The 14,198-nt window shown below is 64.6% G+C and carries 13 protein-coding genes; 7 read left to right on the top strand and 6 right to left on the bottom strand.

Going from position 1 to position 14,198, the window contains the following annotated elements:
• The 4 genes from BLQ77_RS26170 to BLQ77_RS26160 form a co-directional block, all read right to left on the bottom strand.
• Positions 1-253 (bottom strand): helix-turn-helix domain-containing protein (locus BLQ77_RS26170; RefSeq protein ID WP_242661783.1); only part of this gene is annotated, 253 nt, incomplete at its 3' end.
• A 559-nt stretch (positions 254-812) separates the two neighbouring features.
• Complete coding sequence (locus BLQ77_RS28540; RefSeq protein ID WP_131822066.1) at positions 813-1,091, bottom strand: RraA family protein; 279 nt, start codon at positions 1,089-1,091, stop codon at positions 813-815.
• The gene (locus tag BLQ77_RS26165) at positions 1,088-2,575 is read right to left on the bottom strand and encodes a tripartite tricarboxylate transporter permease (protein ID WP_089964053.1); all 1,488 of its coding nucleotides are present in this window, start codon (positions 2,573-2,575) and stop codon (positions 1,088-1,090) included. The genes BLQ77_RS28540 and BLQ77_RS26165 overlap by 4 nt, the downstream gene beginning before the upstream one ends.
• A 3-nt stretch (positions 2,576-2,578) precedes the next feature.
• The gene (locus tag BLQ77_RS26160; protein ID WP_008888201.1) at positions 2,579-3,037 is read right to left on the bottom strand and encodes a tripartite tricarboxylate transporter TctB family protein; all 459 of its coding nucleotides are present in this window, start codon (positions 3,035-3,037) and stop codon (positions 2,579-2,581) included.
• Positions 3,038-3,204: 167 nt separating this feature from the next.
• Between BLQ77_RS26160 and BLQ77_RS26155 the strand changes: the two genes are divergently transcribed.
• The 4 genes from BLQ77_RS26155 (at position 3,205) to BLQ77_RS26140 (ending at position 7,587) form a co-directional block, all read left to right on the top strand.
• The gene (locus tag BLQ77_RS26155; RefSeq protein ID WP_242661874.1) at positions 3,205-4,167 is read left to right on the top strand and encodes a Bug family tripartite tricarboxylate transporter substrate binding protein; all 963 of its coding nucleotides are present in this window, start codon (positions 3,205-3,207) and stop codon (positions 4,165-4,167) included.
• A gap of 130 nt (positions 4,168-4,297) precedes the next feature.
• Positions 4,298-5,881, top strand: a complete 1,584-nt coding sequence (locus tag BLQ77_RS26150; protein ID WP_089964051.1) for an AMP-binding protein — start codon at positions 4,298-4,300, stop codon at positions 5,879-5,881.
• Positions 5,882-5,903: 22 nt separating this feature from the next.
• Positions 5,904-6,686 (top strand): enoyl-CoA hydratase/isomerase family protein, encoded by a 783-nt coding sequence (locus tag BLQ77_RS26145; RefSeq protein WP_089964050.1) that lies wholly within the window; start codon positions 5,904-5,906, stop codon positions 6,684-6,686.
• Between the two features lie 97 nt (positions 6,687-6,783).
• The gene (locus BLQ77_RS26140) at positions 6,784-7,587 is read left to right on the top strand and encodes an IclR family transcriptional regulator (RefSeq protein ID WP_089964049.1); all 804 of its coding nucleotides are present in this window, start codon (positions 6,784-6,786) and stop codon (positions 7,585-7,587) included.
• On the opposite strand, the gene BLQ77_RS26135 is transcribed toward BLQ77_RS26140, so the two are convergent.
• The gene (locus BLQ77_RS26135) at positions 7,574-8,398 is read right to left on the bottom strand and encodes an IclR family transcriptional regulator (protein WP_165617215.1); all 825 of its coding nucleotides are present in this window, start codon (positions 8,396-8,398) and stop codon (positions 7,574-7,576) included. The genes BLQ77_RS26140 and BLQ77_RS26135 overlap by 14 nt on opposite strands.
• 525 nt (positions 8,399-8,923) lie before the next feature.
• Entirely contained in the window at positions 8,924-9,937 is a 1,014-nt protein-coding gene (locus BLQ77_RS26130; RefSeq protein WP_242661873.1) for a LysR family transcriptional regulator, read from the bottom strand.
• Between the two features lie 57 nt (positions 9,938-9,994).
• Here BLQ77_RS26130 and hglS point away from each other — a divergent pair, with 57 nt between their 5' ends.
• From hglS to BLQ77_RS26115, 3 genes are read left to right on the top strand one after another with little or no spacing between them, the layout of a single operon-like run.
• A complete protein-coding gene (gene hglS, locus BLQ77_RS26125) occupies positions 9,995-11,392 on the top strand; it encodes a 2-oxoadipate dioxygenase/decarboxylase HglS (protein ID WP_089964046.1) in 1,398 nt (465 codons plus the stop codon).
• Positions 11,393-11,448: 56 nt separating this feature from the next.
• Complete coding sequence (amaB, locus tag BLQ77_RS26120) at positions 11,449-12,969, top strand: L-piperidine-6-carboxylate dehydrogenase (protein ID WP_089964045.1); 1,521 nt, start codon at positions 11,449-11,451, stop codon at positions 12,967-12,969.
• Between the two features lie 2 nt (positions 12,970-12,971).
• A complete protein-coding gene (locus BLQ77_RS26115; protein WP_089964044.1) occupies positions 12,972-14,195 on the top strand; it encodes a pyridoxal phosphate-dependent aminotransferase in 1,224 nt (407 codons plus the stop codon).
• Positions 14,196-14,198: the final 3 nt, after the last annotated feature.

Genomic DNA, 14,198 nt, shown 5'->3' with positions numbered 1-14,198 from the left:
AGCGCTCACGGATCAGCGTCAGCGCAAACTCACGCACCGCGGGATCGATCCGGTTGTTGGACGGACGTCCGCGGGCCTTGTGCCGGATCGCTGCCGGACCATCGGCCTGGAACGTCTTCAGAAGCCGGTGAACCTGCCTTCGGCTCAGGCCCAAGACCGAGGCTGCCGCCACCGCAGACATCCGGCCTTGCACCACATCACTCAGGACTTCGATCCGGTTCAGCTCGCGCTCGCTCATGACCACCAATCCCACGGCCGCACTCCAATCCTGCCCATTCAGGGGAGTGTGACACTTCAGCTTTGCTCATGTGGGACATTCTAACTTGGCGCTTACATTAAATGTAGCGCATAATGGAAATTATGTATCATTTTACAGAAGTTCCGCCGTGACGCATCTTGCGAGTGCGCGATCAAGCGTCTCCTCTATCCCACGGGATGCACCGGGTCTCTACATTTTCACCAAGAACAGGCTCCGCGTGTCGTCACCGCTCTGGATCCGGACCGCGCGTGCACGTCCACTCGCAGCCGGGCGCAGGAGGCGGCGGCGTTGCTCGGCCATGCCGGAGCCGAGCCGATCTCCGCCCTGCGCCAGCAGGCGCTCGGCGATTGGGAGGGGCGGAAGATCAGATGGATTCAGCATGAAACTTGGCTATCCGCCGATCGTGCGGTCTGCAAACTGACAGTGCCCCGGCTACCCCTACGGAGCAGAGTTCAACGTGGTGACCTGCCTCCCTTGCCGCATGGTCTGGCGTTTCGGGCAGCGGGGCGAATCCGGGCGGGTCGCCGGGCGGACCGCGCCGGGTGCCCCGACTTTAGGTCTGCGCCTTTTCCAAGGCGTCAAAATCGAACTCCGGCGCGCGGGCCGCGTCGAGCACCAGCGCCTCGGTCTGCTGCATCTTGCGGAGGTCGGCCCTTAAACTGGCGAGCACATCGGCGGGAATGACAGCGGCGCCATGTCGGGCGGCATGGATCAGGTCTCCGGGATGGATGCCGCCACCGTCTGATCCGACCCACCATGATACAGCCGAGCCCCGCAGCCTCGAAGCGGGCGGCGAGGAGCGGGCAGCATCCTCGTCGTCCGGATTTCTCAAACGTGGCGCGGCTGTAACGCCCGAAGGCCGGACCACAACATCAGTAGCGCGGTCGCGCCCAGTACGGTGGCGCTTATCGGCTCGGTGAAGAAGGTGGTCAGATCTCCCCGAGACATCAACAAGGCACGGCGCATGTTCTCCTCCAGCATCGGCCCCAGTATGAAGCCCATCAACAACGGCGCCCCGCTCATGTTCACCAGTCGCATTCCATAACCCAGCAGCCCGATGCCCAGCACGATCATAATATCGAGGCTGGTCAGTTTGACGCTGTAGACGCCGACGCAGATCAGGCAGATGATTCCCGGATAGAGCAAGCGATATGGGATCGACAGGAACCGGATCCAGATTCCTACCAGAGGTATGTTCAGAACCAGCAAAAGCACGTTGCCGATCCAGAAACTCGCGACCAACGCCCAGAACGTGTCTCCATGGTCTGTGATCAGCCGAGGTCCGGCTGGTATACCGTGAATGAGCAGCGCACCAAGGATCAGCGCCATCGTTGCGCTGCCCGGAATGCCCAAGGTCAGCGTGGGAACGAAGGCGGTCTGCGCCGCAGCACTGTTGGCCGCTTCCGGGGCCGTCACACCTTCGATGATTCCTGTGCCAAAAGCTTCTGGGTGGCGGCTCACACGCTTTTCAAGTGTGTAGGCCAGGAAGGAGGCGATGGTCGGCCCGGTGGCAGGCAGGGCTCCCAGAAGCGAACCGAGCAACCCTCCACGCAGGATCGGCATGGCGCTGCGTCGTCGATCATCCCGCGTGGGCAGCATGTCTCGCAGGCGCACATTGGCTTTTACCGACATGTGATCATTGCCCATCACCGTTGCCAGAATCTCCGCGATGCCGAACACACCCATTGCGATGATGATGATGCTGATGCCGTCGAACAACTCCATCGTGCCGAAGGTGAAGCGCTGCACACCGGTGTTTATGTCAGTGCCGATGGTGCCGAACATCACCCCGAGGATTACCGACGCGCAGCTTTTCAAAACCGCGCCTTGGGTCATCGTGGTCGATGCCAGAAGGCCCAGCACCATGATCGAAAAGTAATCGGCCGGGCCGAAGCGCAACGACAGGTCAGCAAGGATCGGCGCGAACGCCGTCAGCAGAACGATACCGATGGTGCCGCCTAGGAAGGATGCCATGGCAGTGATGAATAGCGCCACGGGCGCCCTGCCCTGCCGCGTCATCTGGTAGCCCTCGATACTGGTCACCGCGCTTGACGCAGAGCCTGGCAGATTGATGAGGATCGACGAGATCGACCCGCCATATTCTCCGCCGTAGTAGATGCCGGCAAGCATCACCAGCGCGGCTTCGGGTGACAGGTAGAAGGTCATGGGCAGCAGAATCGAGATTCCGATCATGGAGCCTATGCCCGGTAATACGCCGACGAAGGTGCCCACCGTCACGCCGATGAAACAATAGAGCAGGTTTTCCGGAGACAGCGCGCTGGCGAAGCCTCCTATCAGGTTGGCGAGGATATCCATCAGTCAGAAACCTGCCCAGACGCGGATCGGCATGGACAACAGCACGACGAAGAGAAGCCAGATCGCGACGGCAAGTCCCACCGACAGCATCAGCGCCTCACGCCACGTGGTCGAGGGCGTGGCTTTCGCCGCAATGAAGCCGCAGATCACGATCGCCGGGATAAGGCCCAGCCAGTCGATGGTCAGGCTGAAGGCGATGAAGGCCGCCGAAATGTACAGCAGCGGCCGGAGCGCAGGCATGCGCGGAACCTCTCCCTGCCGGACAAGCCCCATGGTGATCAGCGCAGTGCCCAGCAGCGTTCCGATCACTCCCAGGACGAGCGGGAAAAAGCCCGCCTGCATCCGGGCAAGGCTGCCGATGTCGTAGGAAAGCGCCCCGATGCCGAAGCCCAGACTCAGGGCGACAATCCCGACTCCAGCGAGCACGTCCGAAGACGCAAGACGGTGGGTATTGGCGGTCATATGTCGACTACCTCTCTGTTTTCGATGTTGTTTTAGGTTTGGCCCCGGCTCTTCAGCGGCCGGCTACAGTTGTCCTGCGTCGTGGAAGCGACGCTTGACAAGATAAATTGATGGTCGCATCCTTTAAAAATAATTACAACAATTGCTATGCAATACAGGGAAATATCATGATCAAATCTTTCCTCCGGGTGCTTGCCGCCTCGGCCGCTCTTGCCGCACCCGCGCTGGCGCAGGACTTTCCGAACCAGCCCGTGCGCGTCGTCGTGCCCTACAACGCTGGCGGAACCGTCGATTACGTCGGCCGCGTCACTGCCGCCGAAATGGGCAAGTTGATGGGCGAGAACTTCGTGGTCGAGAACCGGCCCGGCGCTTCGGCCAGCATCGGCAACCAGTTCGTCGCCAATGCCGCGCCTGACGGCTACACGCTGCTGATGACCTCGGTGACGAGCAACGCGATCACGACCGGGCTCACCCCCGAGACGGCGGGTTACGCGCTCAAGGACGATTTCACCCCGGTCGGTGCCGTGGGTCGCGTCCCGCTGATGCTGGTGGCAGCGAACAATGTGCCGGCAGACACCATCGAGGAGCTGATCGAGTACGCGAAGGCAGAGGACCTGCCGCTGACCTATGCCTCGTCCGGCATCGGCTCCACCGAGCATCTTGGCGCCATGGTCTTCGCCGATGCCGCAGGTCTCGAACTCGAACATATTCCCTACACCGGTGGCGCCCCGGCGATGGCCGACCTCGTGGCGGGCCGCGTGTCGCTGATGGTCGCGACCGTCTCGACCGCGCTGCCGCAGGTTGAAGCCAATGCAATCAAGCCGATGGTCGTGGCCATGCCCGACCGGATCGACATGCTTCCCGATGTCCCCAGCGCTTCTGACGCCGGCCTCGACGGCTTCAACGTCGCCTCGGTATATGGATTGCTGGCACCGGTGGGGATCGACGAGGCGGCGCTGACCGCGCTCAGGGCCGCCCTGCAGGAGACGGTGGCCGGCGAGGCCTTCGTCACGCAGATGGGTGACCGCGGCATCGTGCCTTCGACCGACGCACCCGAGGACGCCGCCACGATCTACGAGGCCGAGATCGATACCTGGGCCGAGCGCATCCTCGCGGTCGACTTCGACTGACGTGACACCTGGCATCGCCCCTTGGGACGTTGCCAGACACTGATCCGCGCCCCGGCCGCTCCCACGTTGCGATCGGGGCGCCTCCTTCCGGGCAGCCCGCCCCGGCAAGATTACCAAGGAAAGAACCCCAATGTCCCAGAATGTAGAGATGGACCCGGTCGACGACGTCCTGTTCAAGGACCTGCTGGCTCAGCGCGCCGCAACCGACCCGGATCGGGTCTTCCTGAAATTCAAGGATGACGTATACACCGTAGCGGACATCAACCGTGCCGCGAACAGGGTGGCGAACGCGCTGCTCTCTTCGGGCCTGGCGCCCGGAGACCGGGTGGGAATCATGCTGCCTAGCCACCCCGACCACGTGATCGCGATCTTCGCTTCGATGAAGGCAGGCCTCGTGCGGGTGCCGGTGAACGTGCATGCCAGGGGCGACTCCCTCGAACATTATTTCACCTCCTACGACATGAGCGCGCTAATCGCCGATGCAGGCTATGCAGAGGCGCTCGATGCCGCCTTCGAAACCGCGCCCCGCCCGGCGATGTTCTGGCGCGGTCAGGAGGTCGCTACGCCTGACAGCTACGAGGCACAGGTCGCCGCCGCCTCCGACGCCGAACCCGATGTGGATTTCGGACCGGACGACGTGCTCGCGCTGACGCCCAGCTCTGGCACCACCGGCGCACCCAAGGGCGTTCTGAAATCCGACCGCACCCTGCGCGGCGGACCGATGGCGGTTCTCAACATCACCGACGCGAAGAAAGGCGACGTGTTCCTTCTTTGGGAGGCCCTGCATCACGGTGCGGGCGTCGCGGTGATCATCTCGGCGGTGATCGGCGGTGTGACGCTGGCGATGGTCGAACGCTTCAGCGCCTCGGGCTTCTGGGATGACGTGCGCCGGCACGGCGTGACGCATATCCATTACCTCGGCGGAGTGCTTCCGCTGCTGCTCAAGCAGAAGCCTTCGGATCTGGACCGTGATCACAAGGTGCGCATTGCCTGGGGCGGCGGCTGCCCGCCCGAGATCTGGAAAGACGTCGAGCAGCGTTTCGGTGTGGAGCTGCGCGAGGGCTACGGCCTGTCGGAGCTGATCACCTTCGTGACGCTGAACAAGGATGGGCGGGTCGGCTCCTGCGGGCGACCGCTGTCGCTATTCGACATCATGATCGCGGATGACGACGGGAACGAGGTTCCACGCGGCGAGACCGGCGAGATCGTCGCCCGCGGCACTCAGGAAGGGCTTGGCTTCCTGGGGTATTTCCGTAATGAGCAAACCAGCCGCGACACCCAGCGCGAAGGATGGCTGCTCACTGGCGACCTGGGCCGGATGGACGAAGACGGTTACATCTTCTACGCCGGTCGCAAGAAGGAGATGCTGCGCCGCCGGGGGATCAACATCTCGGCCTGGGAGGTCGAGCAGGTTGTGAACAAGCACCCCGCCGTGGCCGAAAGCGCGCTGGTCGGCGTGCCGAGCGAGCTGGGCGAGGACGAGCTGAAGATCTTCGTGAAACTGGTCGATGGCGTCGCGTTCGACCCCATGGAGCTGGTGTCCTTCTGCGAAACGCGGATGGCCTACTATCAGGTGCCGCGCTACGTCGCCGAGATTAACGAGTTCCCCAAGACCCCGACGCAGCGCATTCGCAAGAAAGAGCTGTCGCGGAGCGCCGAGGGCGTCTGGGACCTTGAGGCAACTGGCTACAAGCTGGGCCGGAAGTCCGCCTGAGCTGTCGCGAAAGGACGCTGCCATGAGCCAGATCATCACCGTGTCGCGCCCCGCTCCGGGCATTGGAGTGATCTCCATCAATCGCCCCGAAAAGCGTAATGCGCTGAACGAGTCTGCCTGGGACGCGCTGGCGCGCGGCTTTAGCGAGCTGACCGACGACCGGGAGGTGCGAGTGATCGTGCTGACTGGCGTTCCCGGCGCCTTTTGCGCCGGTGACGACATTGGTGCCTTTGCCGAGGCCAGTAAGGATCCGGTGACGCGGGAGCGTTACTGGAACACGATCACGCGCTGCTACGCCGCGCTGTCCGATGCGTCGGTGCCGGTCATCGCCGCCATCGACGGACCCTGCGTGGGCGGCGGCATGACCCTGGCCCTGCGCGCCGATTTCCGGCTGGTGGGGCGGCGCGCTTTGTTCTCCGTTCCGCCGGCGAAGCTGGGACTGGTTTATCCGGCCGACAGCACAGCGCGTCTGGCGGCGCTGGTGGGTGCTCAGGCCGCCCGTTACATGATCTATACCGCCGCATCGCTTGACGCGGCAGAGGCGGTGGCGACGGGTCTTGCCTGGGGGGACATTGCGGAGGATCCGGTGGCTGAGGCACTGTCGCTTGCGGCAAAAATCGCCGACAAGGCGCCTTTGACCGTTACGGCGGCGCGAACGGTGCTCAACCGCCTTGCCACGCAGTTGCCCGAGGGGCTGGCGGATGAGATTGCCGCTCTCACCCGCAAGGCGGAGGACAGCGACGACTATGTCGAGGGCGTTTCCGCATTCAAAGCCAAGCGCGCTCCGGTCTTCACGGGGCGGTAATAAACGGGCTCTCTTGTCGCGAGCGGTTTTTCCCGGCACACACGCCGTCGCGCGGGCACGCCGCACGCGAAACGCTCATCAGTGAAGAGAGAACGACATGGAGCATCCGGAGCGCAAGGAGGACATAACTGTCGATACCCGGCTTTTCGTCGGCTCCGTGCGCAAGGCGATGGCGGTCATGGAAGCCTTTGACGAAACCGAACCCGCGATGTCTCTGACCCGGATCGCTGCAAAGACGGCGCTTGGGCGCAGCGCAGCGCAGCGCTTCGTCTACACGCTGGAGACACTGGGCTATCTGCGCCGGGATGCCGCGACGCTCGAATACCGGCTCTCGAACCGAGCATTGCTCTTTGCCCGCAGTATCCTGACGTCTCACGCGGCCATCGAACGTGCCTTGCCGTCCATGGTCAATCTTGCAGAGACCTTTGGTGAAACCGTGTCCTGGCTGGAATACGACGCCGGGCAGGTCGTCGTTCTGAGTTCTGCACCCAGCCCGCACCGCGCGGCGGTGGTTCTGCCCATCGGTGCCCGCTTCGATGCCCTGACCTCCTCGTCGGGACACCTGTTTCTGGCGGATATGCGACCCGAAATCGTGGTCGACCTCTTCCAGAACGCCAGCCCCTCCATACGGGCACGGCTCGGAGACCTCGATGCCCACAGCTACGTTGATCTCATCCGCAGCGAGGCCGCGCGAGGGTACGCGTTCACCGAGAAAGACATGGACCCCGGCTCCATGTCGCTCTCGGTTCCGGTGCGCGACCTGCAGAACCAGGTTGTGGCTGCCATCAACGTTTCGGTCCTCCGCGCGCGCACCGGACCGGAAAAGCTGCAGTCAGAGATCGTCCCAGCCTTGCACGCGTTGGTTCAAACGCTGGACGCGGACCTTTTCAGAGGGCGTTGACCCCGACTGCTGCCTGGTGTTCTAGGATTTTTGCCACCCGTGCTGCCGCTGCTTGAATCGGCGCTCCCAGTTGCTCCGAGATGCGTGTGTGAGGCACTCTGCTTTCTAGCGCAGAGACGTTGAGCGCCCCAAGAACCACCCCCGATGACGACAGTACCGGTGCCGAGATCGAGACGCTAAACAGGTCTTCTTCCTTGGCGGTAGTGGCAACGCCCTGCGCCCGGATCTCCGCGAAGCGCGCAGCCATCTCTGCCGCGTCGGCAAAGGCGATCCGCGTGCGCAACGCAGGACCGGCCGCAGCCAGCAGGCTCTCCGCGACCTTCGGGTCGCCCTTGGCAAGGATCGCCTGCCCCGATGACGAGGGCAAGGCGGCGAAGCGCTGCCCCGGAGCAAAGCTTACGTGGCCGAGGTGCTTGCTGCGCACGGTCTGCTGAATGACGATTTCGTCGCCGTCGAGTTTGACCCAGCTTGAGGTTTCGCCAGTCTCGTCGGCCAGGTCCTGCAGGACGGGTTGGATCAGCCGCATCAGGCTTCCGGTGCTGGTCAGTCCGCTGGACAGGTCCAGGATTTTGAGCGTCAGCCGATAGTGTCGTTGGTCTGCCTCCCTCTCGAGGTAACCCAGTTTTTCGAGGGTGTAGACGATCCGCTGCACAGCGCTGCGGCCCAAATCGAGCTGCTTGGCAATGTCGGCGAGGGTCCTGGAGCCGAGCCCGTTGTCAAAGGCCGCCAAGATGCGCATCGTGCGCTCGACCGAAGCCATGTAAAGTCGTGTGTCGAGCTCGTCCTGCGAGGGAGCGTTGCGCGTGGTCATGGGACAGCAGAGCCTTACGGGTGTCGGACCCGGAAGCTCTATCATAGTCCTTTCGAAAACACAGGCTACATCTGGCCCTGGGCGGCAGAAGGATCAGCGGCGCCTCCCGCATCTGGCATGGTTGCCGGACAAATAGCTACGCCTGGACCGGAACGCTGCCGGCGGGGCAATCCGGATCGGAGAGCGCTGCGGGATCGTCAGCTTGTGGACGTAGAGCCCGTCCTGCGAATGGTTGAAGGCGAGGCAGCGCAACCTCCCAGGCAGGCATCAAAGCGACAAGCCCTCTTTTCTGTTCAAGTGGCTGGCCAGTCGGCAGGACCGGACGCTGCGATCCCACCGCCTACCCAGATCGTGGCGAAGACGGTTCTGTCGTGCCAGGCCGCAAAGAACTTTGAAGAAAATGGCATGGGCTCCGCATCTGGCCGGAAAGTCCCCGAAAGCCACGCCTCTCCGAAACCGATTTTTGCGGAAGAGATGAACTGACCGTCTCACAGCCAGACGACCAGAAGAGCAGAGCTTTCAGCCTCAGGCCAGAGGCCGGAAAGACACGGCTGCGATCATCCAGTCGCGGAAATCACGGGCGGCATCTGCCCGGTCTTCGGGGGTGGCGATGTAATAGGCATTGTCCGTCGATAGCGGGATGTCGAGCGGAATCTGCAACTCTCCGCGCGCAAGCTCGCTCTCGATCAGGTAGCGCGGGAGAAGCCCATAGCCGAGCCCAGACCGGACCGCTTCGATGGTCAGGCTGAACTGCTCGAACCAGTGTCCCTCGTTCGGCGAAGACAGCTCTACCTCGGCGCGCTTGAACCAGTCGGCCCAGAGATGGGGGCGCTCAGTCTGGTGTATCTTGGGGGCCTCGGCCAGATCGCGGGCATCGCGCACCACCGTGTTCAGCAAGGCCCCGCCGGCGACCGGCACGACCAGTTCGCTGCATAGGTAAGTGCAGACCGCACCGGGCCAGATCGGCTGGCCGAAATGGATTGCCAGGTCGCATTGCGTGGTCGTGAAATCGAACACGTCGCGGCGCGTCGAGATGTCGAAGCGCGTTTGCGGATGGTGCTTGAGATACCCCGACAGGCGCGGCACCAGCCAGCGCGCGGCAAAGGTGGGCGGCGCGTTCACCGCGAGGATCCGCTCGCCCTGGCCGCCCGCCGTTACGTGGCGCATGGTGCTGTTGGCCATGTCGAGCAGGGCCTCGACCTCAGCAAGGAATGCGCGCCCGGTCTGCGTGGTGACGACCCGCCCGCGCACTCTTTCGAACAGGGGCTTGCCGATCTGCGTCTCGAGATCGCGGATCTGCCGGCTGACGGCGCTCTGCGTGAGGGCAAGCTCCTCGCCGGCGCGGGTGAAGTTGCCGTGCCGCGCGGCGCATTCGAAGGTCAGCAGCATTCGCATGTCGGGCAGATATCGGCGTTGCAGTGTCATTCGATTGGCCTTTCCGTTGGCTGCGTCGAGGGCTTTACCATGCATGTAACCCGGGCTTGGCCGGCAACTCCATGCGTTTTCGGAATGGGGTAATCGCAAGACGTTGCTGGGCATGTGTGCACCGACCCGGTTACCATTCTCATACATCATGATTACGAATGGAGCGGGCCCATGGCACCGGAACACGCAAACCCCCATCAGATCCGCGCGCTGTTCTCTCGCGCAATGTCGGCGATGTATCGTGAAGAGGTGCCCGCCTACGGCACGCTGATGGAACTGGTGCGCGACGTGAACAGCGAAGTGCTCTCGGGAGCGCCCGAAGAACGTGCCCGCCTCGAGGAGCTTGGCGAACTCGAGCGCATCGACGAAGAGCGCCATGGCGCGATCCGCCTCGGCACCCCGCGCGAACTGTTCACCATGCGCCGCCTCTTCGCCGTGATGGGGATGCACCCGGTCGGCTACTACGACCTGTCGGTTGCCGGCGTGCCGGTGCATTCCACCGCGTTCCGTCCGCTCGAAGAGGCCGCGCTGCGCCGCAACCCGTTCCGCGTCTTCACCTCGCTGCTGCGGCTGGACCTGCTCGATGACGCCGAACTGCGCGCCGCTGCCGCCGAGGTGCTGGACACGCGCGAGATCTACACGACCGGTTGTCTCGAGCTGATCGACAAGGCCGAGGCCGACGGCGGTCTGAGCGAAGCCGACGCCGAACGTTTCGTGGCCGAGGCCGTCGAGACCTTCCGCTGGCACGCCGAGGCCAACGTTCCCCATGCGCTCTACCAGCGCCTGCACGACGCGCACCGGCTGGTGGCGGACGTGGTGGCCTTCAAGGGGCCGCACATCAACCACCTCACGCCGCGCACGCTCGACATCGATCGCGTGCAGGAGATGATGCCGGAGCGTGGCATCGCGCCCAAGGCCGTCGTCGAAGGCCCGCCGACCCGCACGGTGCCGATCCTGCTGCGGCAGACCTCGTTCAAGGCGCTGGATGAGCCGGTGAGCTTCCCCCCGTCCGCCACGAACGGCGAGACGGCCATCACCGGCCGCCACACCGCCCGCTTCGGCGAGATCGAGCAGCGCGGCATCGCGCTGACACCCGCCGGGCAGGGTCTCTACGACCGGCTGCTGGCCGAAACCCGCAGCCGCATCACCCCGGCCGCCGACGGCTCGAACGCCGACGCGTACCGCGCCACGCTTGCCGAGGTCTTCACCGCCTTCCCGGACGACCTCGCGACACTGCGCAAGGACGGGCTGGGCTACTTCCGCTACTCGGCGACCGGCAAGCCCTGCAACGATCCCTCGCGCGGGGTCGATGCCCTGATCGCGGAGGGCTGCCTGCGCGCCGATCCCATCATCTACGAGGATTTCCTGCCGGTTTCGGCTGCGGGAATCTTCCAGTCGAACCTCGGCGACGGCGCCGCGCAGGCCTTTGTCGCCAATCCCAACCGCGCCCGTTTCGAGGAAGATCTCGGCGCGCCCGTGCACGATCTCTTCCACCGCTATGCCGAGACCGAGGCGCGCTCGCTCGCCGAATCCCGTGTCGCGCTGAGCCGGACACTCCAGAAGGCCTGATCCGGCCCCGGCGCAACACCACCCGCCAAGAAGACTGACAAGCAAGGACCTCAACCATGAGCACTCCCCTCAAACAGATTACTTCTAAAACCATGGTCGCCTGCGGCGTCACCGCAGATCTCACCGTCGACGGCGGCATGACCGTCATCTCGCCCGTCACCGGCGAGCCCGTGGCCAGCCTTGCCGAACATTCCGTCGCCGACACCGAAGCGGCCATCGCGCTGGCGAACAAGGCGTTCCGTACCTGGCGCTTGGTGCCCGGCCCGCGTCGCGGCGAACTGGTGCGCCTCTTCGCCGAAGAACTGCGCAAGTCCAAGGAAGACCTCGGCCGCATGGTGTCGATCGAGGCGGGCAAATCCCCGTCTGAAGGCCTCGGCGAAGTTCAGGAGATGATCGACATCTGCGATTTTGCCGTCGGCCTCTCGCGCCAGCTCTACGGCCTGACCATCGCCACCGAACGCCCCGGCCACCGCATGATGGAAACCTGGCACCCGCTGGGCGTGGTGGGCATCATCACCGCCTTCAACTTCCCCTGCGCGCCCTGGTGCTGGAACGCGGCGCTGGCGCTGGTCTGCGGCGACCCGGTGATCTGGAAGCCCTCCGAGAAGACCCCGCTTACCGCCCTCGCCTGCCAGGCAGTGTTCGAGCGTGCCCTCGCCCGTTTCGGTGACGACGCCCCCGCCGGGCTCAGCCAGGTGCTGGTCGGTGGGCCCGCCGTTGGTGAGGCGCTGGTCGAAAGCGAGAAGGTCTCGCTGATCTCGGCCACCGGCTCGACCCGTATGGGCCGGATCGTGGGCCCCAAGGTCGCGGCGCGCTTTGGCAAGTGCATCCTCGAGCTGGGAGGCAACAACGCCGGCATCGTCTGCCCCTCGGCCGACATGGACATGACCCTGCGCGCCGTCGCCTTCGGCGCGATGGGCACTGCCGGGCAACGCTGCACCACCACCCGCCGCCTGTTCGTGCACGAAAGTGTCTATGACCAGATCGTGCCCGCGCTGAAGAAAGCCTATGCCTCGGTTTCGGTCGGCAACCCGCTGGAAACCCAGGCGCTGGTCGGCCCGCTGATCGACAAGACGGCCTATGACTCGATGGTTGCGGCCTTGGCCGAAGCCGGTGAGATGGGCGGCGTCGTGCATGGCGGCGAGCGTCAGGAGGTCGGTCCGGACACCGCCTATTACGTAAAGCCCGCCATTGTCGAGATGCCTGCCCATGACGGCCCGGTCCTGCGCGAGACCTTCGCCCCGATCCTCTACGTCATGAAGTACTCCGACTTCGACGACGTGCTCGAGCAGCACAACGCCGTCGGTGGCGGTCTCAGCTCGTCGATTTTCACCACCGACCTGCGCGAGATGGAGACCTTCCTGTCGGCCAAGGGCTCGGACTGCGGTATCGCCAACGTCAACATCGGCACCTCGGGCGCCGAGATCGGTGGCGCCTTCGGTGGTGAGAAAGAGACCGGCGGCGGCCGTGAAAGCGGCTCTGACGCATGGCGCGCCTACATGCGCCGGGCGACCAACACGATCAACTACTCGACCGAGCTGCCCCTCGCGCAGGGCGTGGTCTTCGACATCGACTGATCATGAAGGACGTCGACGCAACCGACTTCCGGCCCGCCGAGCGCATCGAGCAGCTCGGCGTGTCCGAAATCCTCGCGATCGGGGCGCGTGCCGCAGAGCTGCGCGCCTCGGGTCGCGACATTATAACGCTCGGGGCGGGTGAGCCCGATTTCGACACGCCCGACCACATCAAGCAGGCCGCGTGGGAGGCCATGCAGCGCGGTGAGACCAAGTACACCGCGCTGACCGGCACCGCCGCGCTGAAAAAGGCGATCGCCGGCAAGTTCGCCCGCGAGAACGGTCTCGACTACCGTCCATCAGAGATCATCGCCTGCGCCGGCGCCAAGCAGGTGATCTTCAACGCGATGATGGCAACGCTGAACCCGGGGGACGAAGTGATCATCCCGACCCCCTACTGGGTCACCTACTCCGACATCGTCGAGCTTTGCGGCGGCACGCCGGTGCTGGTGCCCTGCGCCGCCGACCAGGGCTTTCGCCTGAGCGCCGCGCAGCTGCGCGAGGCGATCACCCCGCGCACCCGCTGGCTGATGCTCAACTCGCCCTCGAACCCCTCGGGCGCCGCCTACGCGGCCGAGCACCTGCGCCCGCTGATCGATGTGCTGCTCGAGGCGCCGGACGTCTGGCTCATGGTCGATGACATGTACGAGCATATCGTCTACGACGGCTTCCGCCATGCCACGCCGGCAGCGATGGAGCCCGCGATCAGGCCGCGTACCCTGACGATCAACGGCGTGTCCAAAGCCTATGCCATGACCGGCTGGAGGCTGGGCTACGGCGGCGGTCCGGAGGCGCTGATCAAGGCCATGTCGGTGATCCAGAGCCAGTCGACCTCGGCCGCCTGCTCGATCAGCCAGGCGGCGACGATCGCCGCGCTGGAGGGGCCGCAGGAGTTCCTTGCAGAGCGTGCCGAAGCCTTCCGCGCCCGCCGCGATCTTGTTGTCGCAGCGCTCGAGGCCGTGCCCGGGCTGGCCTGCCGGACCCCCGAGGGGGCCTTCTACGCCTTCGCCGAGTGCGGCGGGGTGCTGGGCAGGCAGACACCGGACGGCCGGCGCCTCGAAAGCGACCGAGAGTTCTGCGCATGGCTGATGGAAACGGCGGATGTCGCCGTGGTGCCGGGCACCGCCTTCGGCCTGCCCGGGTATTTCCGGGTATCGTATGCCACCGACGTGGAGACCCTGCGGACGGCAATGGCACGCATCGCCGACGCCTGCGCGACGCTCGCCTGACAC

The organism is Salipiger thiooxidans (genome assembly GCF_900102075.1).
GTDB classification, from domain to species: Bacteria; Pseudomonadota; Alphaproteobacteria; order Rhodobacterales; family Rhodobacteraceae; genus Salipiger; species Salipiger thiooxidans.
Note: the sequence above shows the minus strand (reverse complement) of the source record. Positions and strands in the feature narration are given on the sequence as shown.

Coding starts and splice junctions, on each gene's coding strand:
- BLQ77_RS26165 (WP_089964053.1), bottom strand. CDS start 2,575: ATGGATATCCTCGCCAACCTGATAGGAGGCTTCGCCAGCGCGCTGTCT.
- BLQ77_RS26160 (WP_008888201.1), bottom strand. CDS start 3,037: ATGACCGCCAATACCCACCGTCTTGCGTCTTCGGACGTGCTCGCTGGA.
- BLQ77_RS26155 (WP_242661874.1), top strand. CDS start 3,205: ATGATCAAATCTTTCCTCCGGGTGCTTGCCGCCTCGGCCGCTCTTGCC.
- BLQ77_RS26150 (WP_089964051.1), top strand. CDS start 4,298: ATGTCCCAGAATGTAGAGATGGACCCGGTCGACGACGTCCTGTTCAAG.
- BLQ77_RS26145 (WP_089964050.1), top strand. CDS start 5,904: ATGAGCCAGATCATCACCGTGTCGCGCCCCGCTCCGGGCATTGGAGTG.
- BLQ77_RS26140 (WP_089964049.1), top strand. CDS start 6,784: ATGGAGCATCCGGAGCGCAAGGAGGACATAACTGTCGATACCCGGCTT.
- BLQ77_RS26135 (WP_165617215.1), bottom strand. CDS start 8,398: ATGACCACGCGCAACGCTCCCTCGCAGGACGAGCTCGACACACGACTT.
- BLQ77_RS26130 (WP_242661873.1), bottom strand. CDS start 9,937: ATGCCCAGCAACGTCTTGCGATTACCCCATTCCGAAAACGCATGGAGT.
- hglS (WP_089964046.1), top strand. CDS start 9,995: ATGGCACCGGAACACGCAAACCCCCATCAGATCCGCGCGCTGTTCTCT.
- amaB (WP_089964045.1), top strand. CDS start 11,449: ATGAGCACTCCCCTCAAACAGATTACTTCTAAAACCATGGTCGCCTGC.
- BLQ77_RS26115 (WP_089964044.1), top strand. CDS start 12,972: ATGAAGGACGTCGACGCAACCGACTTCCGGCCCGCCGAGCGCATCGAG.